This is a genomic window from Streptomyces rubrogriseus (assembly GCF_027947575.1).
GTDB classification, from domain to species: domain Bacteria; phylum Actinomycetota; class Actinomycetes; order Streptomycetales; family Streptomycetaceae; genus Streptomyces; species Streptomyces rubrogriseus.
Map to the genome: position 1 here is coordinate 4537054 of NZ_CP116256.1, position 24553 is coordinate 4561606.

Annotated in this window: 11 protein-coding genes and 2 pseudogenes; 6 read left to right on the forward strand and 7 right to left on the reverse strand. The window is 72.1% G+C overall.

Annotated features, from left to right (window positions below; all coding sequences use genetic code 11):
* The first annotated feature begins 36 nt into the window (after nucleotides 1-36).
* A complete protein-coding gene (locus Sru02f_RS20750; RefSeq protein WP_174855106.1) occupies nucleotides 37-6261 on the forward strand; it encodes a type I polyketide synthase in 6225 nt (2074 codons plus the stop codon).
* 47 nt (nucleotides 6262-6308) lie between these two features.
* On the forward strand, nucleotides 6309-13031 hold the full coding sequence (locus tag Sru02f_RS20755) for a type I polyketide synthase (RefSeq protein WP_109032515.1): 6723 nt from the start codon (nucleotides 6309-6311) through the stop codon (nucleotides 13029-13031).
* A gap of 361 nt (nucleotides 13032-13392) precedes the next feature.
* Here the strand turns inward: Sru02f_RS20755 and Sru02f_RS20760 are convergent, their stop codons facing one another.
* Together Sru02f_RS20760 and Sru02f_RS20765 are read right to left on the reverse strand one after the other, a co-directional pair.
* Entirely contained in the window at nucleotides 13393-14055 is a 663-nt protein-coding gene (locus Sru02f_RS20760; protein ID WP_109032514.1) for a response regulator, read from the reverse strand.
* Nucleotides 14052-15179: a sensor histidine kinase gene (locus Sru02f_RS20765; RefSeq protein ID WP_109032513.1), complete on the reverse strand. Its 1128-nt coding sequence runs from the start codon at nucleotides 15177-15179 to the stop codon at nucleotides 14052-14054. The genes Sru02f_RS20760 and Sru02f_RS20765 overlap by 4 nt, the downstream gene beginning before the upstream one ends.
* Nucleotides 15180-15412: 233 nt before the next feature.
* On the opposite strand from Sru02f_RS20765, the gene Sru02f_RS20770 reads away from it, so the two are divergent.
* From Sru02f_RS20770 to Sru02f_RS20780, 3 genes and pseudogenes are all read left to right on the forward strand, one after another.
* The gene (locus Sru02f_RS20770; protein WP_109032590.1) at nucleotides 15413-15808 is read left to right on the forward strand and encodes a DUF6223 family protein; all 396 of its coding nucleotides are present in this window, start codon (nucleotides 15413-15415) and stop codon (nucleotides 15806-15808) included.
* A 680-nt stretch (nucleotides 15809-16488) separates the two neighbouring features.
* Nucleotides 16489-16920 (forward strand): DUF7878 domain-containing protein, encoded by a 432-nt coding sequence (locus tag Sru02f_RS20775; RefSeq protein ID WP_167469581.1) that lies wholly within the window; start codon nucleotides 16489-16491, stop codon nucleotides 16918-16920.
* Between the two features lie 41 nt (nucleotides 16921-16961).
* Nucleotides 16962-17731 (forward strand): annotated as a pseudogene (locus Sru02f_RS20780) (transposase).
* Nucleotides 17732-17849: 118 nt separating this feature from the next.
* Here the strand turns inward: Sru02f_RS20780 and Sru02f_RS20785 are convergent.
* The 4 genes and pseudogenes from Sru02f_RS20785 to Sru02f_RS20800 all read right to left on the reverse strand — a co-directional run bounded on the left by Sru02f_RS20785 (nucleotide 17850) and on the right by Sru02f_RS20800 (nucleotide 22615).
* Complete coding sequence (locus tag Sru02f_RS20785) at nucleotides 17850-18632, reverse strand: transposase (RefSeq protein ID WP_244941868.1); 783 nt, start codon at nucleotides 18630-18632, stop codon at nucleotides 17850-17852.
* 469 nt (nucleotides 18633-19101) lie between these two features.
* Nucleotides 19102-20523, reverse strand: a complete 1422-nt coding sequence (locus tag Sru02f_RS20790; protein ID WP_373103509.1) for a hypothetical protein — start codon at nucleotides 20521-20523, stop codon at nucleotides 19102-19104.
* A 255-nt stretch (nucleotides 20524-20778) separates the two neighbouring features.
* A pseudogene (locus Sru02f_RS20795) lies at nucleotides 20779-21404 on the reverse strand (transposase).
* Between the two features lie 500 nt (nucleotides 21405-21904).
* On the reverse strand, nucleotides 21905-22615 hold the full coding sequence (locus Sru02f_RS20800) for an HAD family hydrolase (protein WP_109032511.1): 711 nt from the start codon (nucleotides 22613-22615) through the stop codon (nucleotides 21905-21907).
* A gap of 387 nt (nucleotides 22616-23002) precedes the next feature.
* Between Sru02f_RS20800 and Sru02f_RS20805 the strand changes: the two genes are divergently transcribed.
* Nucleotides 23003-23614: a ScbR family autoregulator-binding transcription factor gene (locus Sru02f_RS20805; protein WP_109032510.1), complete on the forward strand. Its 612-nt coding sequence runs from the start codon at nucleotides 23003-23005 to the stop codon at nucleotides 23612-23614.
* A 309-nt stretch (nucleotides 23615-23923) separates the two neighbouring features.
* On the opposite strand, the gene Sru02f_RS20810 is transcribed toward Sru02f_RS20805, so the two are convergent.
* Nucleotides 23924-24403, reverse strand: coding sequence for an HIT family protein (locus tag Sru02f_RS20810; RefSeq protein WP_109032509.1), 480 nt, complete (start codon nucleotides 24401-24403; stop codon nucleotides 23924-23926).
* Between the last annotated feature and the right edge of the window lie 150 nt (nucleotides 24404-24553).

Here is a 24553-nt window from a genome sequence, read left to right on the forward strand (position 1 = left end):
GCACCGTCCGCCGCCGCCCGGCCCCGAGGAGAGACCATGTCCGGCTCCACCCCCCGCCAGTGCCCCATCGCCGTGGTCGGCGTCGGGGCGCTGGTTCCGGGCGCCACGGACGCAGCCGGCTACTGGCGGGTCGTGACCGGCGGCCGCGACCTGATCACCGAGGTCCCCGCCTCCCGCTGGCGGGTGGAGGACCACTACGATCCGGACCCGGCCGCCCCCGACAAGACGTACGCCCGCCGGGGCGCCTTCCTTCCCGAGGTGGACTTCGATCCGATGGCCTACGGGGTGCCTCCCGCCAATCTGCCGGCCACGGACACCTCCCAGCTGCTCGCCCTCATGGTCGCCGACCAGGTGCTGAGGGACATCGGCGGGACGTCCGGGATCGACCGGGACCGGACCGGCGTTGTCCTCGGGGCGGCCGCCCTCGAACTGCTGCCGCACATGTACGGGCGCTCCCAGCGCCCCGCGTGGCTGGCGGGGCTGCGGGAGAGCGGGCTGGACGAGGCCGAGGCGCAGGCTGTGTGCGACCGCATCGCCGCCCGCTTCGAGCCGTGGCGCGAGTCGACCTTCCCGGGGCTGCTGGGCAACGTCGTCGCGGGGCGGATCGCCAACCGGTTCGATCTGCACGGCGTCAACCACACCACCGACGCCGCCTGTGCCAGCTCGCTGGCCGCCCTGTCGACGGCGGTCGCAGAACTGTCCCTGCGCCGGGCGGACCTGGTCATCAGCGGCGGCGTGGACACCGGGAACGACGTCGGCATGTTCCTCTGCTTCTCCAAGACGCCCGCGCTCTCCCCCAGCGGCGACTGCCGCCCGTTCGCGGAGGCGGCGGACGGCACGATGCTCGGTGAGGCGGTCGTGATGTACGCCCTGAAGCGTCTGTCCGACGCGGAGCGCGACGGCGACCGGATCCACGCCGTGATCAGGGGCATCGGCACCTCGTCGGACGGCCGGAGCACAGCGATCTACGCCCCGCTGCCCGAGGGCCAGGAACGGGCCCTGCGACGCGCGTACGAGGAGGCCGGCTACCCGCCGGAGACCGTGGAGCTGGTCGAGGCGCACGGCACCGGCACGAAGGCCGGGGACACCGCGGAACTGGCCGCGCTCAACGCGGTGTTCGGCGCCTCGGGACGTCCTGACGGCCAGTGGTGCGCGATCGGCTCGGTGAAGTCGCAGATCGGGCACACCAAGTGCGCGGCGGGTGCGGCGGGGCTGCTCAAGGCAGTGATGGCCCTCCACCACAAGGTGCTCCCGCCCACAGTCAAGGTCGAACGACCGAACCCGGCGGCCGCCGCCCCTGACGGCCCGTTCTACGTGAACACGGAGGCCCGGCCGTGGGTGCGGCCGGCCGGTCATCCGCGCCGGGCGGCGGTGTCGAGTTTCGGCTTCGGCGGCAGCAACTTCCACGTCACCCTGGAGGAATACACGCCGCCGACCGTGCCCACCCCCTCGTCGGGCACGCAGGCGGACACCCCCGCGCGCCCGGCGCCGAAGAACACGGGCCGCCCTGCCCTGCGCCACCGCACGGCGTCGAGCGAGCTGGTCCTGTTCGCCGCCGCCTCGCCGTCCGCCCTGGAGGAACAACTGCCCGAGGACGGGCGGCCGCTGACCGAGCTGGCGAGGGAGAGCCACGCCGCGTTCTCGCCCACCGCCCGGGTGCGGCTCGCCGTCGTCGCCACCGACACCGACGACCTGCGGGGTAAGTACGCGCAGGCGCTCGCGCACATCCGGCGGCGCCCCGAGGCGTCGTTCTCGGCCCCTTCCGGAATCCGGTACGCGTACGGAGAGTCCGCGCCCGGCCGCATCGGCTTCCTGTTCCCCGGGCAGGGCTCCCAGTACGTCGGGATGGGGGCCGAGCTCGCGATGCTGGCCCCGGCCGCGCAGGCCGTGTGGGACCGGCTGGGCTCCACCCGCTTCGACGGAAGGCCGCTGCACCGGGCGGTGTTCCCGCCGCCCGCCTTCACCGAGGAGGAGCGTGACGCCCGAGCGACCCTGCTGAACGCCACCGAGTGGGCTCAGCCTGCGCTGGCGGTGCACGCCCTCGCGCTGCTGGCCGTGGTGCGGGAACTGGGGCTGCGGCCGGACTGCGTGGCCGGCCACAGTTTCGGCGAACTGGTGGCGCTGCACTGCGCGGGCGCCCTGGACGCGGAGTCGCTGGTCGGGCTGGCGCGTCGCCGCGGCGAGCTGATGCGGGAGGCGGCGGCCACCCCGGGCGCCATGCTGGCGGTGGCGGCGGACCGCGAACGCGTGACGGAGGTACTGGCCGGCGGTGGCTTCGAAGACATCTGGCCCGCCAACCACAACTCGCCCCGTCAGACGGTGCTCTCAGGTTCGGCGGCGACGGTCGAAAGGGCGAGGAGCGCCTTCTCGGCCGCGGGGATCGCCTCCCGCGCACTGTCCGCGTCGACCGCCTTCCACAGCCCGCTGGTCGCCCCGGCCGTCGAGCCGCTCGCCGCCCACCTGCGCACGGTGACGTTCTCGGAACCCCGGATCGAGGTCTACGGCAACACGGACGCGGCGCCCTACCCCTCCTGCCCGGACGCGGTGCGCCGCCGGGTCGCCGGTCATCTCGCCTCGCCGGTCCTCTTCCAGGACCAGATCGAGGCGATGTACGCGGCGGGGGTGCGGATTTTCGTGGAGGTCGGCGCGGGCGCCACGCTCACGGGCCTGGTCGGGCAGATCCTCGGCGACCGTGAGCACGCGGCCGTGCCCCTTGACCGGCCGGCCGGGGCGGGCGCCGACACCTTCCACGCCGCGCTCGGTGAACTCGCCGTACGGGGCGTTCCCCTCGACCTCGTCCCCCTCTGGACCCCCTACGCATCACCCGGAACACCAGCGAAGGAGCGCGAGCCCCGAATGACCGTGAAGATCAGTGGAGCCAACTACGGTCAGCTCCCGCCCTCCGGAACCCCGCACGTCGAACCGACGCACGCCCCGGAATACGGGCCGCGCCCCGACGCCGTACCGGCTGTCGCCGCCCCCGCACCGGCGGTCACCCTGCCCTCGCAGCCCCCCGGCGACGTGCCACCGCCACCGGTATACGTGCCGGCTGCCGCGTCCTCGCAGCAGGAGTTCGGGCCGTCGCACCCTGCCCAGGCGCCGGCTGACGCCCGCCCGGTCATCGGCGACGATCGGCAGCTCGCCGTCGAGAGCATTCACCGGCAGACCGCCGAGACCCACCTCGCCTGTCAACGTCTGCTGACGGACAGCCATATGGCCTTCCTGAGGATGACCGAGACGACCCTGGCCGCGCTGCTCGGTGCGCCGGTCCCGGGCGCGGTCCCGGACATGACAGCACCCGCTCCGCTGCCGCTCCCCCGCTCCGCCGGCCCGCTCGACGTACCGGCCGCCGTGGCGCCCCCCGTGGCGGCGCCGGCTCCCGCGGCGGTCGTCGGGGCCGCGACGCCGTATCCCGTGCCGGAGGCGAGCGCCCCTCCGGCGAGCCACGCGGTGCGCCCCTCGGTATCGGAGCCGGCACCGCCGACCGAAGCACCGGCACGGGACGCGTCGGCGCCGGACCGATCGGTGTCGGAGCCTGCTCCCTCGGAGCTGTCTTCCTCGGAGCTGTCTTCCTCGGAGCTGTCTTCCTCGGAGCTGGAGGAGTTGCTCCTGTCGGTGGTGGCCGACCTCACCGGCTATCCGACCGCCATGCTGCACGTGGACATGGATCTGGAGGCGGACCTGGGCGTCGACTCCATCAAGCGTGTCGAGATTCTGTCGGCCGTGCGCCGCCGGGTGGGCGACGTGGCGGTCGGGGACGCCGGACGGCTAGGCAAGCTCCGTACCCTGCGCGAGATCACCACGGCACTCGCCTCCGGCGCCCGGGCCGCCGGGTCCGCGCCGGAGCCGGGCGTCCCTGGGGTGCCCGCGCCCCGCGCGGACGCGTTCGAGCCCTCCCCGGCAAAGGCTCGCGAGGCCGCCCCGTTCTCCACGACCGTCGATGTCCCGGCCGTACGGGGCGACGGATCCGGGGGGTCCGACGGTGACGCGGGGGCGGACGGGTGGACGCCCTTGACCCGGCTGGCGCCGCGCATGGTGGAGTCCCCGGCGTCCGGGCTGGCCACGGCGGGGCTGCTGGACGGGCCGGTCGTGGTGAGCGGCGAGGACGTGACGGGGTGCCCGGTCGTCGGCCTCGTGGCCCGGAAGCTGGCGGAGCGCGGTGTGGACGCCACCGCTGTGGCGGAGGTACCCGAAGGGGCGCGCGGCGTCATCCACCTCGGCGGCCTGTCCGCGAGCGGCACACCGGACGAGGCCCGGGAGGTCCACCGCTCGGCGCTCCGCGCGGCGCGCGCGCTGGCACCGCGGGCGGCCGAGGGCGGCGGCCTGTTCGTCACCGTCCAGGACACCGGCGGCGACTTCGGGCTCGGCGGACACGCGCCCGGCCGTGCGTGGCTGGGCGGAACGGCCGGACTGGCGAGGACCGCCGCGAAGGAGTGGCCGGACGTCCAGGTGAGGGTCCTCGACTGCGAGCGGGGCGGGCGGGACGACGAAGAGGTCGCCGACGCGATCGTGTGCGAACTGCTCGAAGGCGGAGCCGACACGGAGGTCGGCCTTCGTGCGGACGGCACCCGCGCCCTGCTGCGGATGGTGCCCGCCCCGCTCACACCCGGCGGCGCCCCGCGCATCGGCGAGACCTCCGTGATCGTGGCCACCGGCGGTGCCCGCGGGGTGACCGCAGCCGCGCTGCTCGACCTGGCCAGGACCCACCAGCCGCGGATCGTCCTGCTCGGACGGACCGAGGCCGCCGCCGAGCCCGCCGGCCTGGCATCGGCCACCGACGAAAGGGCCCTCACCCGACTGCTCGCGGAGCGGGCCCGGGACGATGCGGAGGGGTCCTCGCCCGCCCGGATCGCGGAGGAGGCACGGAGGATCCTCGCCGCCCGCGAAGTACGGGCGACGCTGGCCGGGTTGGAGGCCGCCGGTTCGCCCGCCCGGTACGTCAGGGTGGATGTCCGGGACGCCGACGCCCTCACCGCGGCGCTGCGCGAGGTGCGCGCGACGTGGGGGCCGGTGACCGGCATCGTGCACGGGGCGGGCGTGCTCGCCGACAAGCGGATCGCGGACAAGACCGACGAGCAGGCCGAGCCGGTCATGGCCACGAAGGTGGACGGCCTGCGGGCCCTGCTGACGGCGACGGCGGACGATCCGCTGGACACGATTCTGCTGTTCTCCTCGGTGGCCGCCGTGTTCGGCAACGCGGGCCAGAGCGACTACGCCATGGCCAACGAGGTCCTCCAGCAGGTCGCGTCGGCCGAGCAGGCTCGCCGCCCCGACTGCCTGGTGCGCTGCGTGGCCTGGGGACCCTGGCAGGGCGGCATGGTCACCCCGGCCCTGGCCGCGCACTTCGGCCGGGCCGGGGTGCCGCTCATCCCCCCGGCCCAGGGGGCCGCGGCCTGCACCGCCGAACTGGACGGTGCGGCCGGCGAGGCCCGTGTCGTGCTGACGGCGGGCGACAGGCCGGCCGCCGCGGACGAGCGGTTGCGCGCACAGGTGCTGGTCACCTCGGACACCCTGCCGCAGCTGGCCGACCACGCGCCCGCCGGTGTCCCGGTGCTGCCCGTGGCGCTGGTCCTGAACTGGTTCGCGGGCGCCGCGGCGGCCTGGCTGCCGACCGAGGGGCCGCTGGTCCTGCGTGATCTGCGGGTGTACCGGAAGTACGACCTGCCGGAGCTGGAAGGCGTGGGCCACCGGCTCACCGTGTTCGGCAGCCGGGGCGCGCCCGGCTCCCCGGCCGGGCTGGAGGCGGAGTTGCGGGGCGAGGAGGGCCCGGCGCACTTCCGTGCCGTCGTGGACACCGGCGACGGTGCGCCCGACCGGTCCTCCTGGGACACCCCGGGGGACCTGAAGCCGCTCGACGTGGCCGCGCCGTACCACGGGGGCGTCCTCTTCCACGGCCCCCGGTTCCACGCCCTGCGCGAAGTGCGCGGTGTGTCGGAGCACGGGGCGGAGGCGACGGTAACGGGCCTGCGGTCCCTTGGCTGGCCGGGCGGGCACGGTCCGCTGGATCCGGCCGCCGTGGACGGCGCGCTGCAACTCGCGCTGCTCTGGGGCGAGAAGGTGCTCGGGACGGCGACCCTGCCGATGGCCGTCGCGGAGTGCAGGGTGTACCGGCGGGGCCCGGTGGACGACGCCGTGCGCTGTGTGGTGCGGGGACGCAAGGCCCACGACACCGGGGCACGCTGCGACGCCGCGCTGATCGGCCCCGGCGGGTCCGTCCTGCTGGAGCTGACCGGCGTCGAACTCGTCAGCCGCCCCTCCTGACCGGGCGCTCTCCCTCTTGTCCGAACCCGCCGTGAAGTGAGACCCGCATGCGTTTCGAACCGATCGCCATCGTCGGCCGGGGCTGTGTCCTGCCCGGCGCACTGGACCCGGACGGGTTCTGGGAGAACGTCGCCGCCGGGCGTACGAGTCTGACGGCGGCCCCGGAAGGCCGGTGGCGGCTGCCGCGCCACCGGGTCATGGGCACGGTGGACGACCACCTCGACCGCACGTGGACCGACATCGGGGGGTACGTCGAGGGGTTCGAATCCGTCTTCGACCCGGCAGGCTTCCTCGTCCCCCCGGAGCGGATCGCGACGCTGGACCCGCTCTTCCACTGGGTGCTCCACGGGGTACGGCAGGCGCTCACGGAGGCGGGCCGCACCGCACCGCTGGGGCGCGGCGGGCTGATCCTGGGCAACCTGTCGTACCCCACTCCCACCGGGGCGGCCTTCGCCGAACACGTCTGGCTGTCGGCGCAGCGACCGGAGCTCCGCGACGTGCTGCTGACGGGTGGTCGCCGCCCCCGCCCCGATGCCCGCAACCGCTTCTCCTCCGGCCTCCCGGCCCTGCTCGCGGCCCGCGCGCTCGGGCTCGGGGCCGGGGCGTGGTCCCTCGACGCGGCCTGCGCCTCCTCGCTGTACGCGATCAAGCTGGCGTGCGACCGCCTGCACGACGGCACGGCCGACCTGATGGTGGCCGGTGCGGTCAGCCGGCCCGACCCTCTCTACCTGCACGTGGGGTTCTGCGGGCTGTCCGCGACGAGCCGTACGGGGCGCAGCCGCCCCTTCGACCGGGACGCCGACGGGCTGGTGCACGGTGAGGGCGCCGGGTTCGTCGCCCTGGCGCGGCTCTCCGACGCCCGCGCGGCGGGACTCCCCGTGTTCGGGGTGATCCGCGGGGTGGGGCTGTCCAACGACGGGCGGGGGTCCGGTCTGATCAGCCCGTCCGAGGAGGGCCAGGTGCGGGCGATGCGCCTGGCGTACGAGGTGGCGGGCGTCGCTCCCGAGTCGGTGTCGCTCGTCGAGTGCCATGCGACGGGAACCCCGGTCGGCGACGCGGTGGAGGCACGGGGCATGGCCCGGGTCTTCGGGGCCGCCGACGACGTGCCGATCGGTTCGGCGAAGTCGAACGTCGGGCATCTGCTGGCCTCGGCGGGCGTGGCGGGGCTGCTGAAGGTGCTGGGTGCGATGCGCTCCGGGGTGCGCCCGGCGACACTCGGCGCGCGTCGGCCGCTGGACGCCCTGTCGGGCACGCCGTTGCGCGTGCTGGACACGGCGGAGCAGTGGGCGGGGCCCCGCAGGGCGGCGGTCAGCGCGTTCGGGTTCGGCGGGACCAACGCCCACCTGCTCCTCGACGACCCGGACGACGCTCCCCCGCCCTCCCGGCCCCGGCCGGCGTACGGACCGCGGTCCACCGCGCGGCGGACCGCACCGGCGGAGCGGGCACCGGAGGACCCGGTGCCGGGACCCGACGCGCCGGTCACCCCGGCCGCGGCAGCCGACAGCGGTGCGCCGGGCGACCGTACGCCCGGGGCATGCGCGGTACCCGTGGCGATCGTCGCCATCGGGGCGCGGGTCGGGGAGGGAACATCGGTCGAGGACCTCCGCCGGGCGGTGCTGGGCGGTGGACGGCGCGGCCCGGTCGCGGAGATCGCCGTGCAGCTGACGGGCCTGTGCTTCCCCCCGCTCGCCCTGGAGCGGACCGTACGCCATCAGCTCCTGGTGCTGGAGGCCGCCCGGGAGGCTGCCCGGACGGTGGACCTGCCCCGGGAGCGGACCATGGTGGTCATCGGTGCCGGCGTGGACCCGGAGGTGGCCCGGGCGGGCGCGCGCTGGCGGATTCCCCACTGGCTGGAGGAGTCGGGTGTGCCCGTCACCGCGGCGTCGGCGGACCTCGCCCGGGACGCCTTCACCCCGCCCATGACGGCGGAGGGGGTGGTGGGCAGCATGCCGAACCTGGCGGCGAACCGCATCAGCACCCAACTGGACCTGGCGGGACCGAGTTTCACGGTGTCCGCCGAGGAGACGTCCGGGCTGGTGGCGCTGGAGGCCGCGGCCCGCGCCCTGCGGTCGGGGGAGGTCGACGCCGTGCTCGTCGGCGCCACCGACCTGTCCTGCGAGGCGGTCCACCGGGCCGCCGTGCGGGAGTCCGCTCCCGGCGTGGAGCCCGGTGACGCGGCGGTCGTCCTGGTCCTCAAGCTGCTGGACGCCGCCCGCCGGGACGGGGACACCGTCGTCGCCGTACTGGACGAGGAAGCCGGCGACGAACCCGACATGGTCATCGGCGACGGCCCGGACGCGGGATTCGATCCGGCGTCCGCCTTCGGGCGCGCCCATGCGGCATCCGGGCTGGTGTCCGTCGCCGTCGCGGCGCTCTCGCTCCAGCACCGCGCGGTCCCCCGCCCCGACGCTCCCGCCGACACGACGGCCGTCGCCCACACCGCGCGGGTCGTCGCCGTACCGGCGGCGGGGTCGGCCATGAGCGTCCGGCTGCGGGCCGGGGACCCCCGGCCGTGGCTGCCGGGGCCCGACCCGCGCCTGCGCGTCTTCTCCGGGGCGGACCGCGCTCAGGTGCTGGCCGCACTGGAGGCCGGGACCGAGTCCTCGGCGGGCCCGGCACGGCTGGCTCTCGTGGCGGACGGCGGCACCGCCTGGGCGGAGCGGCGCGAAGCGGCCCGTCGCTGGCTGGCGGAGGGCGGGGCCCGCCCGGCGGATGTCCTGTACCGGGACGCGCCGGTCGGCGGCGAGACCGCCTTCGTGTACACCAACGGCTCGGCCGCGTACCCCGGGATGGGCCACGCGCTGACGCTGGCGTGCCCGTCGCTGGGCGAGAGCGTCCGAGCGGGGCACCGGGCGATCGGGACGCGGCTGCGCTCCGGGAGGGGGCCCGGCGTGCTCGACCAGATCTGGTCCGTCGCCGAACTGGCGGTCTTCCACACCGTGTTCAGCCGTGAGGTGCTGGGCCTGCGGCCGGACGCCGCGATCGGCTACTCCTCGGGCGAGTCGACGGCACTGGTCGCGCTGGGCGCGTGGCCGGACGCCTCGGGGCTGTACGAGGCGACGCAGGAGAGCGGGCTGTTCACCACGGAGCTCACGGGTGAGCTGCGGGCGGTGCGGCGCTACTGGCGGCAGCGTGGCATCGGCGGCGACCGCTGGTCGAGCTATCTGGTCGCCGCGCCCCTTGAGGCTGTCCGCGCGGAGCTCGCCGGGGAGCGGGCGGTCCATCTGATGGCGGTGAACGCGCCGGGGGTCTGCGTCGTCGGCGGCGAGGCTAAGGCATGCGCGGCCGTGGTCACCCGGTTGGGCGTGGACCGGGCGATCGAGCTGGACTACGACATGGCCGCCCACGCCCCGGAGTTGGCGGAGGTCCGCGAGGTGTGGCACGAGGCCCACCGCCGCCCCACGGTCGATGTGCCGGGGGTCCGGTTCTACAGCGCGGCCACCGGCCGGGCGTACCGTCCGACGACCGAGCGGGCCGCCGAAGCGCTCACCGCTCAGGGACTGGGCACGATCGACTTCGCGGCGACGATCGAGCGGGCGTGGGCGGACGGTGTCCGCGTCTTCGTGGAGCACGGGCCCCGGAAGCTGTGTACCGGCTGGATCAAGCGGGTCCTCGGGGACCGGGAGCATGTGGCCGTCGCGCTGGACACCCCGGACGACGCCGGGCTGCGGAATCTGTGCCTGGCCGTCGGCGAACTCGTGGTGGCCGGGGTGCCGGTGCGGGCCGACGCGTTGACCGCCCGGCTCGCCGAGGCCGCCACCGGCCTCCCGGCCCCCGGCCCCACCGTCACTGTTGCCGTACCCCCCACGCCCTGCCTGCCGCCCCTGGAGCGCGCCGTGACCGTTCTGCCCCGGGCCCCCGAGCTGGCGCCGGTGCCGGCGGAGCGGCCCGCTCCCGCGGAACGGCCCGGTGCCCCGGTTGCCGCCGTGTCCGCCGCCGCGGTGGGGCCGGTGGCCCGGTTGTCCGACCCGGCGTCCCCGGCGTTGGGGTCGCCGGAGGTCGCGGGCACGGTCGCCCGGCAGAGCCGGCGGGCCGCCCTGGTGCACGAGGAGATCATGGCCGCGCACGCGGAGGCCCACCGGCGGTTCCTGGACGTGTCCGCGCTGGCCGTCACGGCGCTGACGGCGGGCGGCAGGGCGGACGCCGGACGCGCGGCGGTTTCCCTGCCCATGGGAGGCGTTGTCTCCGTACCGCCGTCCGCCGCCCTCCCCGTACGACCGCCGTGCGCCCCGCCCGTCCCCGTGCGGCCGCCGGGCCCGGTATCAGCCCCGCGCCCCGGCACGGCTCCGGCTCCGGTCCCTGTCCCGGGAGGGAAGCCGGTGTTCGACCGGGCCCAGTTGGAGTACCTCGCCTCCGGGGAGATCTCCGCGCTGTTCGGTCCGCGCTTCGCCGAGCAGGACCGGTACGCGGTGCAGACCCGGATGCCCGGACCACCCATGCTCTTCGCCGACCGGGTCACCGCCATCGACGCGGTGCCCGCGGCGCTCGTCCTGCCGGGGCCGGTCCGCACGGACGGGCGGATCTGGACGGAGACCGACATCCTGACCGACAGCTGGTACCTGGACGCGACGGGACGCATGCCGGCCGGCGTGCTGATCGAGGCGGGACAGGCCGATCTGCTGCTGCTCAGCTGGCTGGGGGCGGACCTGCTCAACCGGGGCGAGCGCGCCTACCGCCTGCTCGGCTGCGAGGTGACGTTCCACGGCGGCCCGCCCCGCCCCGGCGACACCCTGTGCTTCGAGATCCATGTGGACGGCCACGCGGAGGCGGGCGGGGTCCGGCTGGCCTTCTTCCACTACGACTGCTACGTGGACGGCGAGTTGCGGCTCAGCGTCCGCGAGGGCCAAGCCGGCTTCTTCACCCCCGCCGAACTGGCCGCCGGCGGCGGGGTGCGCTGGGACCCGGCCGAGCACCCTCCCGGCGACGACCTTCCGTTCGACCCTCCGGCCGTACGCTGCGAGCGGACCAGCTTCGGCACGGACCGGGTGCGGTCCCTCGCGCAGGGGTCGCCCGCGGAGTGTTTCGGGCCGGGCTGGGAGGCGACGGCAGCCCATGTGCGGACACCCCTGCTCGACGGGGAGCGGCTGCGCCTGCTGGACGAGGTCACCGTGTTCGACCCGGTCGGCGGGCCGTGGGGCCGGGGGTATCTGCGCGCCGAGACGGCGGTGTCCCCGGACGACTGGTTCTTCACCGGCCACTTCAAGAACGACCCCTGCATGCCGGGCACCCTGATGCTCCAGGGCGGTCTCCAGGCCATGGCCTTCTATCTGACGGCCTCGGGCCACACCGTCGACCGGGACGGCTGGCGTTTCGAACCGGTCGACGCCCAGCCGTCCCGGGCCAAGTGCCGGGGCCAGGCGACTCCGGAGTCCCGGAGGATCGTCTACGAGGTGTTCGTCCGGGGCGTCTCGGCCGGGCCGGTGCCGACGCTCCACGCCGATGTCCTCGGGTCGGTGGACGGCAGGAAGGCGTTCCTGGGGCGCGGCATGGCACTCCGGCTGGTGCCCGACTGGCCGTTGTCGCAGTGGCGGGTCTCGGGCCCGCCCGTCGTGCAGGAGGACGGAACGCCGGTGCCGCTGCCCCGGCTCGGCGGACTGTCCGGGCACCGGGAGGAGAAGGCGGTGGCCGTCACGGCCGATGGGTTCCGCTTCGACTACGCGTCGTTGCTGGCATGCGCCTGGGGCAGGCCCAGCAAGGCGTTCGGCACCATGTACGAGCCCTTCGACGGCACCCGCAGGGTCGCCAGGCTCCCCGGGCCGCCCTACCACTTCATGAGCCGGATCGTCTCGGTGGACGGCGTCCAGGGCGGCATGCGGGAGGGCAGCGTCGTCGTCGCCGAGTACGACGTACCGGAACGGGCGTGGTACTTCGAGCAGAACCCGTCCCGGCGCATGCCGCTCGCGGTCCTCATGGAGGTCGCGCTGCAGCCCTGCGGGTGGCTGGCCTCGTACGCCGGCAGCGCGACGACCAGCGAGCAGGACCTGCTGTTTCGCAACCTGGACGGAGTGAAGACGGTCACCGGCGAGGTCACCGCCGGGACGCGCACGATCCGCACCCGGGCCGAACTGACCCGTGTCTCGCGCAGCGGGGACATGATCATCGAGTCGTTCCGGGTGGTGTGCACGGCCGACGACGCGCCCCTCGCCGAACTCACCACGGTCTTCGGCTACTTCCCCCGGTCGGCGTTCGACGACCAGCAAGGGCTGCCGGTCCCGGCCGAGGATCGCGCCCGTCTCGACGAGCCCTGCGACCGAGTGGTCGACCTGACCGTCCGGCCCGCCCGCTACTGCGCCGGGGAGCCGCGCCTGCCGGGCCGCATGCTGCTGATGCTGGACCGGGTCACGGGCTCCTGGCCGGAGGGCGGAAGCGCGGGGCTCGGCCGACTGCGGTCGGAGAAGGACGTGCGCCCGGAGGCCTGGTTCTTCCGGGCCCACTTCTTCCAGGACCCGGTGCAGCCCGGCTCCCTGGGGGTCGAGGCCATGTGCCAACTGCTCCAGTACCACCTGATCGAGGGCGGCGCGGCGGACGGGATCGTCCACCCCCGATTCGATCCGGTGCTGCCCGGCCGGGAGACGGTGTGGACGTACCGGGGCCAGATCACCCCCGCCAACCGGCTGATCCGGGTGGACATGGACATCGTGGAGTCCGGTACGGACGCACGCGGACCCTATGCCGTCGCGGACGCGACGCTGTGGGGCGACGACACGTGCATCTACCGGGTACGGGGGCTGGGGATGCGGGTGGTGTCGGGCCCTCCGCCCGTGCGGTGATCTGCTCGGTCCTCCATCCCGAGGTCGGCCGCCGGGCCCGTACGACGGTCGTGCCGGCCCGCGCCGGGCAGGACGCCTTCCCCTGCCCGGCGGTGACGCGTCCTGTGTGGGCCTGGTCGACCGGCGCCTTGCCGCGATGAAGGCTGCCGGCGCCGAGAGTCGAAGCTCTGATGTCTGTCCAGCTCTCCGCTTCGTCCTCGGCGAGGAGGTGATCTGAGCTTCGTAGCCGTTGCGGGTGGGCTCGTAGTACGTCTCGCGGTCCATGCCGTCGGGGAAGCAGGCGGCGCCTGAGAAGCCGTCGGTGGTGTCGGGGGGCGTACCGGTGTCCTGTTGTCCGCGATCAGTCGCTTTCGCGTGGAGGTCAGTGGTTGCGCGGGGTGACAAGGCCGGATTCGTAGGCGAGGACTACGAGTTGGGCCCGGTCGCGGGTGCGGAGTTTGGTCATGGCCCGGTTGATGTGGGTCTTCGCGGTCAGCGGACTGATCACCATGTGGTCGGCGACCTCGTCGTTGGACAGGCCCTGCGCGACCAGGGCGACCGCCTCGCGTTCGCGACGGGTCAACTCGTCGAGCCCGGTGGCCTTGCTGGTGGGGGGCGGCTGGGTGACGTACCGGTGAATGAGCCTGCGGGTAATCGACGGGGCGAGCAGGGCGTCGCCCCGCGCGGCGACCCGTACGGCGTGAAGGAGGTCCTCCGGCACGATGTCCTTGACGAGGAATCCCGCGGCGCCTGCGCGCAGCGCGTCGAGGACGTACTCCTCCATACCGTAGTTGCTCAGGATGACCACGTGCACCTGGGCCAGAGCCGGGTCGGCGGCGATGCGCCGGGTCGCCTCGATGCCGTCGACGAGCGGCATCCGGATGTCGATGAGCGCGACGTCGGGCAGATGCTCCTTGATGAGCGCCAGGCCCGCGCTGCCGTCGCCGGCCTCGGCCACCACCTCGATGTCGTCTTCGAGATCGAGCAGCGCGCGGAATCCGCTTCGGATGAGCGGCTGGTCGTCGACCAGTAGGACACGGATCACGATGTCTGCTCCACGGGGAGTTCGGCCTGGACGGTGAAGCCGCCCTCGCAGCCCGGTTCGGCCCGCACCCGTCCGCCCAGGGCAGTGACGCGCTCACGCATCCCGAGGAGCCCGATGCCGGGTGTCGGTGCGGTGCCCGCAGCGGCCTCGCCGTCGTCGTCGACGCGCAGCACGAGAGAGGCCGGACGGTACTCGATCCGGACGAAGGCGGTCGTGGCGTTCGCATGGCGGGCGATGTTGGTCAGCGCCTCCTGGACGATCCGGTAGGCGGTCCGACCCACCGTGGCCGGCACGCCGTACGGCCGTCCTTCGATCGTCAGGATCGTCTTCAGGCCGGTCGTCTGGAACCGTTTGACCAGCTCCGGTACGGCATCGAGCGCGCGCGGCGGGGTCGTGCCGTCGTCCCGAAGCGCTCCCAGCGTCGCGCGGAGCTCCCGGGTCGCCTCGCGACCTGCCTCCTGGATCGCGAGCAGCGTCTCCGGCACCTGTTCGCCGCGTCTACGGGCGAGGTGGACGGCGACCTCGGACTGCACCTTGATAACCGATATCTGGTGAGTGAGCGCGTCGTGCAGCTCCCGTGCGATGTGCAGCCGTTCCTCATCCGCACGGCGTCGTGCCGTCTCCTCCCTGGTGCGTTCGGCCTCCTCAGCCCGCCGCTCGGCTTGCCGCAGCGCCTCCCCGGCGGCAAACGCCGCGATCAACCAGGCCACCTCCAGGACACTACGGGCCTGGGTGAGCGCATCTCTCTCGGTCCCGTCGCGAAAGAGCAGAGCCGTGACGTGCAGAACGAGCAGCAGGGTCACGGACGCCGTCACGGCGAGGGCGCCGTGCCCCGCCCGCACCGCGGCGTACACCGCGACCAAGTACGCGACGGAGAGCACATCGAACCCGGCCGCCAGGTAGCCCACCGCGCACAGTCCAGTCACGGTCAGAACCAGAACCGGAGCCCGTCGGCGCGCAGCGAGCGCAAGACCGCCGGCCGTGAGCACGACGGAGCCGAACAGGCCCGCGCCCCCGCCGGGGTGTGCCTGTGACACACCGGTGCCCAGCAGCAGCGCCGCCACGGCGACGGCGATCGTCCAGTCGCCGGCCCAGGCCGGAACGCCGAGCCGTCGTACGTCCATGCACGCACCCTAGACCGGGCGGCCCTGCGGGCGAGTCCCGCCCGCGGACGAGACGGCGGCTACCGCAACCGCGGTAGCCGTGCGGCGGCTGCGGTATCCGCGGTAGTCGGCTGCCGCAGCGGCGGCAGCACGAAGTGTCCGCGCCCGCTGGACGACCAGGGGTGTGTCCGCCGCGCATGCTCAAGTCCCTGCGGAAGCACGGAGATTCCCTGCGCACGAAGGAGGAGAGCAGCATGAACGCACCACAAGCCCTGGCGGTCGCCGCCGAGGGCGGCATCATCGGAGACGGGCGGACCGGGGCCAACCTGGCCCTCGGGGTCGGGCTGATCGGCCTGGCCATCGGCTGGGCGGCTCTGATGCGCGTCACCGGCCGGATCAGCATCGGCAACGCACGCACCGGTGGCCTGTCGGCGATGGGGGCAGGGGTGGCAGGCATGGTCCTCGCGGTGCTGCATCTGGCCACCTCCAGCGGCGGACCCGGCACCGGCAACGGGCTTGTCGGAGCCATCGCCGCCGTCCCGCTCGGGCTGGTCGCAGTGGTGCTCGGCCGCCGGGCACTGACCCTCTCCCGCCACACCGGCCCCGCGACGGAACACGGCACTCACGAGCGCACGGCCGAGCCTCACTGAACCTGTCCGCTCCGCGTTCCAGCCCGGCCTCCGCGGCCACGGCTCACGTGGCTGTACGCCGCTGCCGACTCGGCCATGGGGCCCGTTCGGGAGTCCTATATCGTCCGATACAGGACTCCCGGACGCCAAGAACGTCGTCTACCGCCAGAACTGCAACTGACAGCGGCTGGTCGCCGCACGCAAGATGTATGCGCGTTCGGCCGGCATCCACTACAACGAGGTCCTCGACCAGGTGGGTTAGCGACCCAAGAGCGACGGCGGCACCGGCAAGGCGCAACCGGCGAGATCAGCAGCAGCCTGTCGTCCTGCGTCTTCATCCGCAACGCCGTAGAGAGGTCTGGCGTGGGCCCTTCACCCCCATGCGCACAAGGTCGAGCAGAAGCGTGCCAGCGAGTTGGTGCACCTTCTGTCTCTACCGCACATCCTCCGTCTCCGCATAGTCGTTGAGCATATGCAAGGAGATGAGAAAAACCTCTCCCTGCGGGGAACGAACAATGCGCAGCAGTGAAGGGGACGGGGCTGACTACGAACAACATGCGGCCTTGTGTCCGTGATGCGGGGTCTAAGGGGCGTCCCGTAAAACAGGGGCCCGGTGGGACGCCCGGCATCAGTTGGTACGGTTGTCCGTATTTAGGTGGCCTGGGCATTCAGCTGGCCTCAGATCTCATGGAGGCCGGGCGATGCAGTTCGCCTGCCGGAACTTTCGACTGTCGGACCTGCCCCGGCGCGGCCTCACTCCGCAGGAGGCGCTCCTGGAGGTGCTGCTCCTCGACATCGAGGCAGAGCTATCCATCTGGGAGCAGGGGTGGGAGGTGTGGTCCGAGGAGGCGTTCCCGGTGGCTGAGCTGGCGTACCACCTGGCGCTCTGGCTCCAGAGCCCGGCTGCCGGTCATGAGGACTTCGAGCTTGATTCGATGCAGGCCGAGGAGGGGATGATCTGCATCGTCCACTCCGATGAGGGCTGGCGGGTCGGTTCCATCTTCACGCCGGACTTCTGGACCCCACCCGTCCCTTGGGACGTTCTCGTAGCAGAGATCAAGCGGTTCGACGGTGCCGTGCGCGAGGGCATCGCCGGGATGGGCATCGACCCGGCCTTCATCCCAGAGCCCTGAGACTGTTCCGACCCCGGCCGACGAGTTGGAACGATCACGGTGTGGCTGGTGTGATCACGGCGTCGCGGCCGTCCTGGATAGGCCCGTTCACCGGGCTGAGCCCGCGCTGTTTCCGTAAGCTCGTGACCGCGCTGCGCCGCGAGGGAGCGGACGCGGTCCGGCGGGGCCGACCGTGGAGCCTGTCGCTGGGGGACCGGATTCTGCTGGTCGCAGCGTACTGGCGGACCAACTTGACGCTGCGCCAGCTCGGTCCGCTGTTCGCGGTCTCGAAGTCCGCAGCCGACCGCCTCATCGACCACCTCGGGCCCCCTCTCGCGCTCCGGCCGCGCCGACGGTTTCGCAAGGACACCGTCCTCATCGTGGACGGAACCCTCGTCCCCATGCGTGATCACACAGTGGCCGAGCAGTCGAAGAACTACCGGTACTCCACCAATCACCAGGTCGTCGTTGACGCTGACACCCGGCTCGTCGTGGTGGTCGGCCAGCCTCTGCCGGGCAAGCGCAACGACTGCAAAGCGTGGGAGCTGTCCGGCGCGAAGGCAGCCGTCGGCAACACGACAGTGATCGCCGACGGCGGCTACCGCGGCACCGGCCTGGTCATCCCATACCCCGCGACGCCGGCCAGACCGAACTCCCAGCTTGGAAAGAAGAACACAACCGCTCCCACCGCAAGGTCCGCGCCCGCGTCGAGCACGCCTTCGCCCGGATGAAGGGCTGGAGGATCCTTCGCGACTGCTGCCTCAGAGGCGACGGCGTCCACCACGCCGTGCTCGGCATCGCCCGCCTCCACAACCTTGCCCTTGCCGGATAGCCCGAGGAGCCCCAGCCGCAGAGCTGTCTGACACAACTATTCGATCATTGCGGGACAAGCCTTACGAGCTCGTGCACGGTAAGCGGTGAGACGTCACGGACTCCGGTGTGGGCCGTGGTCACATCTGTCGTGTCAGGTTCAGGTCCGCTGTCTGCTGGTGGGACAGCAGGCCGGCGATGGCTTGGACGGTGTCGCTCATGTGCTCGCGGCGGCCGAGGTGGCGGGCCAGGGCCCGCCAGTTCTTGAGATGGGCGATGCCGTGCTCGACACGGATACGCCGTGATGAGTGCGCCTTGCGCTGGCGCTCGTACATCTCCTCGTACCAGTCGGGGGTGTTCTTCTTGAACTTACGGTGTGGTGGTGTGATCACCCGGCCGCCGGTCTGGGCGCCCAGGCCCTGGTAGCCGGCGTCGGCGAGGATCTCCACCGCGGGTCCGTCGGCCAGGAGTCTGACCAGCCCTAATTGGCGGGCGTGGGTGATGTCCGCGCAGCTGCCGGGCTTGGTCGGGCTGCAGAAGAGCACGCGGCCGTCCGCGTCCGTGACAACCATGGTCTTGACCGCGTTCTGCTTGTTCTTGCCGGAGATGAACTTGTCGCGGTCCTTGCGTCCGGCGGCCGGGCGGCGGACCCGAATCTCGGTGCCGTCGATGATTCCGGTCTTCCCGTCGGCACCGAGGTGGTCGATGACCTCGGCCAGGGTCCGCAGCCGCACACCCTGGCTGACGGTGCACCCTCGCTCGGCGAGCAAGGGCCGCACCTCCCCGATGGCACGGGTGACGGTGGAGCGGTCGACACCGAACCAGCAGGCGAGCACGTCGTGCGTGGTGGCATGCCGGAAGTGCACGAGCGTGGCCAGAAGCCGGTCGACGAACACCAACCGGTGCTTCGCTCCGGCACCCACAGCGCGCTTCCGCGGACGGGACGCAAGCTCGGCCTGGTGACGTCCGTGCCACAACGGGCCGAGCTCGGCGACCAGTTCAGCGATCACGCTGGCCGATAGACCCGTGATCCTCCGGTCGCTGATGATCGCTGCACGAGATGCGTTCCCCACCACATGGCCATGATCGCGGATCAGAGGCACGACGTCTCACCGCTTACCGTGCACGAGCTCGTTAGCCAGGGACCGGCGCTGTTGGCGGAACCGACCTGCAGTACCAGTAGGAACTCACCAAGGAATCCCGATCGACGATGCGGGCTGGCCGGAAGAGGTCGGTGCTCTGGCCCTACTGCTTACCCGGCTAAGGACTGTCCCATAAATGATCTATGGCATGCCTGAGCCAAAGCACGGCAGTTGTCACCGAGGCAGGCGTGTTGTCATCAGAGCCACCGGGCGGCGAGTGCTGAGCGGAGTTCTGGACCTGGGTGCAGCCTCAGCTGTCCACCCCGGCTTCCCACTTGCGTCGGCGCAGTACGAAGTCGCTGAAGAGATGTCGGCTCCGGTCGAGCAGTTCACCCACCTCCCTGTCGCCGCGCGGGCCGTCCGGGGACGGCTGCCAACGCTGCACTGATTGCGCGGCCCAGGTGCGCAGCTTCATATCGGGGTCCTCGAGCAGACCGACCGCCGCCCGTAGCGCCACGATGCCGCCGTGCGCGTCGAGCAGCCGGAACGCACCGACGCGGACGTGCCGCGGCCGCTGGGAGCTGGTGCGTTCCAGTAGCCAGTCGGCGGGCAGTTCCTTGGCCGAGGGCAGCAGGGCGGTGGCGGTCTCGCGGACGACCTCGGCGGCAGGCTCGTCGAGGAGCGGCCGCATCTGATTCGCATCCGCGCAGTCCAACGTCCGCAACCCGGCCACGGCTCGCGCCCGCACTCCGGCCGCCGGGTGCGAGAGCAGTGGCCGCAGCACTCCGGCGTCCGCGCGGTTCCCGCACTCGGCCAGCCCGATGACTGCGCCGGGCGACAACTCGGGGTCGTTAGGCACCATGCACCGCTCTCGGTACCAGGCCGCCGGGTCGCCACCCTGCTGTCGTACGACGTAGCGGGCACAAGCACGCACGAGCGCCGAACGGTCGCTGAGAAACGGCTCCGCCTGCTTCGAGTGCCCTGCCCGTCTCAGCGCGGTGACGCCGGCCGAACGGACACGGGGGTTGCGTGCGGACAGCAGCGGAGACAGCACACCCTCGTTGCTCTCCTCATCCCGCGGAGCTGTGAGCGCCGCTGTGGCACACAGGTCCTGGACTACGATGTCCTGGTCCCGGGCGGCCGCGCGGGCCAGCTCGGCGGGACGGAGCAGTCGGCCGTCGATGGCCAGCCGGTAGGCGAACCGACGGACGATGCGGTCGGGGTCTGTGAAGAGAACAGCGAGCTGCCCGGGAGATGCCTGGCGCAGGATGTGGCCGAGCGCATCGACGCCGAAGGTGCCTCTGTCGCGGCGGCCGACGCGGAGGATGAGCGGCGCGAGGTCGAGGGCAGAGCCCACGTTCAAGGCTTCACGGAGCAGCCGTCGGGCGTGCTCGCGCACCGGCTCGACCCAGTCGGTGCAGCGGATCACGACCAACGGCAGCAGGCCGGGGTACCGAACCGACTGGAGCAGAGCCTCCTGACGGATCCGCCCGTCTCGGTGGCAGAGGGCGAGTGCGAGCCGGGACTCGCCGAGCTGAGTCAGCTCAGCGGGCGGTGGGGCCGAGGGCTCCCACCCCGGCAGGAACTGCGGGCGGTGCCAGGCCACCTCACGCACTGCTGCGTCCAGCGCGAGCCAGTCAGCGGGGTCGGTGGCATCGAGCGTGCTCTGAATCGGCGCACCACCCGCGAGCTGCGTTGCTGCCGCTGCCCCGTCCCCCATGTTTTCAAGCATTCCCGCCCCTCTCCAGTAGTCGTACCGGGTGATCGTAAGAGGCGGGGTTCGCGTAGGGCCCGGGAAATACGGTCCGTGATCGCCGAGGGCCGCCGCTCAGCACCCTGCTCACCAGAAGCCGAACGCGGTGACATAGCCCCTGCTTCGCTTGCCGCTGGTGACAGGTAGGGCCGCCGCATCGGTGACAACCAGTGTGCTTCCCCTGCTGAAGCCGCAGCCCCAGCGGATGCCAACGGTCACAGCTGTCGTGCTTCGTCACAATGCCGATTGACCGGCGACGATGCCTCTCACTGTGTGAGGGTGAGGGTTGTGGGGGCGGACGATCCCGAGCATGGCGTGGTGGACGCCCTCGTCCTTGAGGCGGCAGTCTCGGAGGATCTTCCACGTCTTCATGCGTGCGAAGGCGTGCTCGACGCGGGCGCCGACCTTGCGGTGAGAGGCGTTGGGCTCCTCCTTCCAGGTCGGTAGTTCAGCCTGGTCGCGTTCCCGGCGATGAGGGATGACCAAGCCGGTGCCGCGGTAGCCGCCGTCAGCGATCACGGTTGTCTTGCCGACTGCGGCCCGACGGCGGCCTTCGCGCCGGACAGTTCCCACGCCTTGCAGTCGTTGCGGTTACCCGGCAGGGGCCGACCTACGGCGATGATGCGCCGGTTGTCGGCGTCGATGACGACCTGGTGGTTGGTGGAGTATCGGTAGTTCTTCGAACGCTCGGCGATGCCGTCGTCGCGGGTGGGGACCAAGGTGCCGTCCACAAGCAGCACAGCCTCTTTGCGGAACCGCCGGCGCTGGCGCAGAGCGAGGGCGGGCTTGAGGTGGTCGATGATGCGGTCGGCGGCCGACTTCGAGACCCCGAACAGCGGCGCGAGCTGTCCCAGTGTCATGTTGGTCTGCCAGTACGCGATGACCAGCAGCACGCGGTCCTCCCGTGGGAGACCCCACGGTCGTTCCTGCGTACTGGGACCGCTTCTTCCCGGGCTCACGGGACCCACAGGGCTGACGCGGGACACGTGTCTGAAGCGGCGGCCGACGCGAGAGGACCAGCCGTCGGGCACCGTCCTGGCCCGGACGACGCGGATCACGATGCCACCCGGCGGGCGCACCGGGTGCCCCGGTACGGCTGCCGGGCCACCCGGCTCTCGCGCAGCGCACTACCGTTTACAGAAAGACGGGCCGGTACGGAATCGACGTACCGGGCCGCACATACCGCTCCTGAGCACGCGCACGTACCGCCGGACCGCGCCGGGGATCAGGTGTCCTACCGCGTCAGTTCGGCAAGCTGATCACCGAGCTACGACGCGGCGTATCCCTGCGGCACCCAGCGTGTCGCCTCCTTGCTCACTGGGGAGTGTGAGCGTTTTGCGATACCGACTGAGGTGGACTGTCAAGGCTGTTGTGGCCCCCGCGGACTGCCGAGCGCGTGGGCCCAGGCCAGCAGTTCGGGAGCGTCCAGTGACGGTAACCACCCGTCGGCCAGGGTGGCGCCGTCGCCGTGCGGCCGGGGGCCGACGCCCAGGACCCGCAGGCTTGCCCGGCGGGCTGCGTCCACACCGGTGAGGGAGTCCTCCACCGCCAGCGCCCTGTGCGGGGGGACACCGCAGAGCCGGGCCGCCACGGCGTACACGTCGGGATGCGGCTTGGGGCGCACGCGGTCCCCGGTGTCGGGGACGACGAGGTGCTGGAAGTGCACGAGCAGCCCGGCCCGTTCCAAGCTGCCTTCGACCACGACCCTCGGGCAGTTGCTGGCCACCGCCAACGGCAGGCGGTCGGAGAGCAGCCGTACGAGCCGCACCGCACCCGGCATCGTCACCGGTTCGTCGGTGACGAGTGCCAGGAAGTGGTCGAGAAGCGCGGCTGTCAGGTCCTCGGCCAGTTCGGGTTTGTGCACGGACTGCGCCATGAGCCGGCCGCAGTCCTCGTAGTGAAGTCCAAGAGCCCGCTCCGTGAATCCGGGCGGTGGCTGAAGGCCGTGCTCCCGGAAAGCCCGGTTGCGGGCCTCCTGCCAGTGGCGTTCGCTGTCCATGAGGGTGCCGTCACAGTCGAAGACGACGGCTTCGGGCGACCAGTCGAGCAGAGCGTGGTCCGAGGTAGTCACTGGGGCCTCCCATGCTTTCGCATGTACGTGGCATTCCCGTCTCCACAGGAAACGGAAAGATAGTTTCCGCTACGTTATTTCCGTCCGGGAAAATCGGGCAATAACCCATTTCAGTGACTCGACGCGCGCCCGAAACAGGCGTATGCCTGTGCGGCGACGGGCACGGTGCAGCCATTGAGAGCGTTAACACCACGCGCCTGCCGGTCAGTTGTCAGGCGCGATCGACGATGCGAGGGCTGAGCGTCGCGCTTCCCCTACCACTCGCACGCGTTCGTCTTCGAAAGAACTGTGTAATTGCCGCCCGAAAGTGCCCGTCTGGGCTCCGGGCGTACGCTGGCGCACTAGATTCGTGGCCCGACATCAAAACAGACGAGGGCGGACGGAACCTTGCAGGAACGGGCGAAGGCAACCCGCAGATCACTGCTGGAAGCGGCAGCCCAACTGTTCGCCGAACAGGGATACACGGCCACAAGCGTCAACGACATAAGCGCGAGGTCGGGCCGTACCAGCGGCGCCGTCTACTTCCACTACACCAGCAAGGAAGGAATCGCCGTCGCCGTCGTCGAGGACCGGTTCGCCACCTGGCCCCAGCTCGCAGCACGTTACGGAGACGACACCGTCCCCCCTCTCGAACGGCTCGTCGCCCTCAGCTACGACATCGCACACGCCCTCACCCGTGACCCAGTGACCCGTGCCGGTGCCCGTCTGTGGGTCGAGCGCACCGTCATCAAAGCCCCCATCCCCGACCCCTTCGCGCTCTGGACCACCGCCACCACACGACTGCTCGCGCAGGCCCGACTGGCAGGGCACGTCAACGAGGGGATCCGCCCCGCCCGCGCGGCCCGCACCCTGGTGCCTGCGTTCTTCGGCCTGTGCACTCTCACCGAGGCACTCGAGGACACGACCGCCCTCGACAACCGCCTGACCGACTGGTGGCACCTCACCCTCCTCTCCCTCCGGCCGCAACCGTCGCCCGGAAACCTCCGGACAGGCCGGTGAGACACATACTCCAGAAGGGCCGGCCCGCGCAGCGGGCTCCGTCAGGCGGCGACCCGAAGGGCTTCCCAGCGGAACGACTGGTACGCGGGTGGCCGGAGCGCGCTGCGCGCCCGGACGGCTGTCCGGAACTGTCCACACTGCGATGGGCCCGTCCCGATCGTCGCCCTGCTCGCCACCCAGGAAGCCGCTCGCCGAACGATCACCAACCGCGTCACCGACATCGTCCCGCTCAGGCGCCTCCAGTGAGCTTCGGCTGACCGTCACCGATCACTGTGCCCGCTGACCTGACGGCCGGCGGGCCCGCAACAGTCAGGGCCGCGAGCGCAGCTGGTCCAGTTCGCTGCCGATCGCATCCCGCAGCGCGTCGTGCTGCGGCCCGAGCCTGAACTGCTTGTCACTCCACCGTTCACGCGGATAGAGCCACACTGGCTTGCCCACCCTGTCGGCCGGCTCCCATTCGAACCGTGGCCAGACATGCGCGTGCAAGAACGGGTCCGTGTTGCCCAGGATCTCCAGGTTGACCCGGCGGAAAGCCGGGTCGAGCCGCCGGCAGGCGCGCTCGACCGCTTCACCGAGCTGGTCCATGTCAGACAGGAACGACAGCCGCTTCGCCCTCGGCAGGTCCGACAGCCGCTGCACATCCGGCTCGTCCACGAGCAGAACCGAGTAGCCCGGCAGGAACTGAACATCCCCGATCACCGCGAACCCCGACGTCAACCGTCGCAGCACGGTTGGGTTCTCGCCCTTCAGCGCGGCCCCGATCCGGGCCGCCCGCCAGTCGCCAGTCATGGCCAGAACCTACGTTCCGGTGATCAAGGACCGCTCTTCGATCCCCATTTCCCTCACACAGTTCAAAGGCTTGGCAAGTGGGGCGAGGAGCGGCCCCGGCCGTTCGCAAGGCTCTGTCCGTAGTTCCGTGAACGGACATATGGCGGGGGC

Bases quoted from the DNA above. Each gene is read 5' to 3' on its own strand.
- Sru02f_RS20770 (WP_109032590.1), top strand. From the start codon at position 15,413: ATGAACGCACCACAAGCCCTGGCGGTCGCCGCCGAGGGCGGCATCATC.
- Sru02f_RS20810 (WP_109032509.1), bottom strand. From the start codon at position 24,403: ATGACTGGCGACTGGCGGGCGGCCCGGATCGGGGCCGCGCTGAAGGGC.
- Sru02f_RS20765 (WP_109032513.1), bottom strand. From the start codon at position 15,179: ATGGACGTACGACGGCTCGGCGTTCCGGCCTGGGCCGGCGACTGGACG.
- Sru02f_RS20755 (WP_109032515.1), top strand. From the start codon at position 6,309: ATGCGTTTCGAACCGATCGCCATCGTCGGCCGGGGCTGTGTCCTGCCC.
- Sru02f_RS20775 (WP_167469581.1), top strand. From the start codon at position 16,489: ATGCAGTTCGCCTGCCGGAACTTTCGACTGTCGGACCTGCCCCGGCGC.
- Sru02f_RS20750 (WP_174855106.1), top strand. From the start codon at position 37: ATGTCCGGCTCCACCCCCCGCCAGTGCCCCATCGCCGTGGTCGGCGTC.
- Sru02f_RS20790 (WP_373103509.1), bottom strand. From the start codon at position 20,523: ATGCTTGAAAACATGGGGGACGGGGCAGCGGCAGCAACGCAGCTCGCG.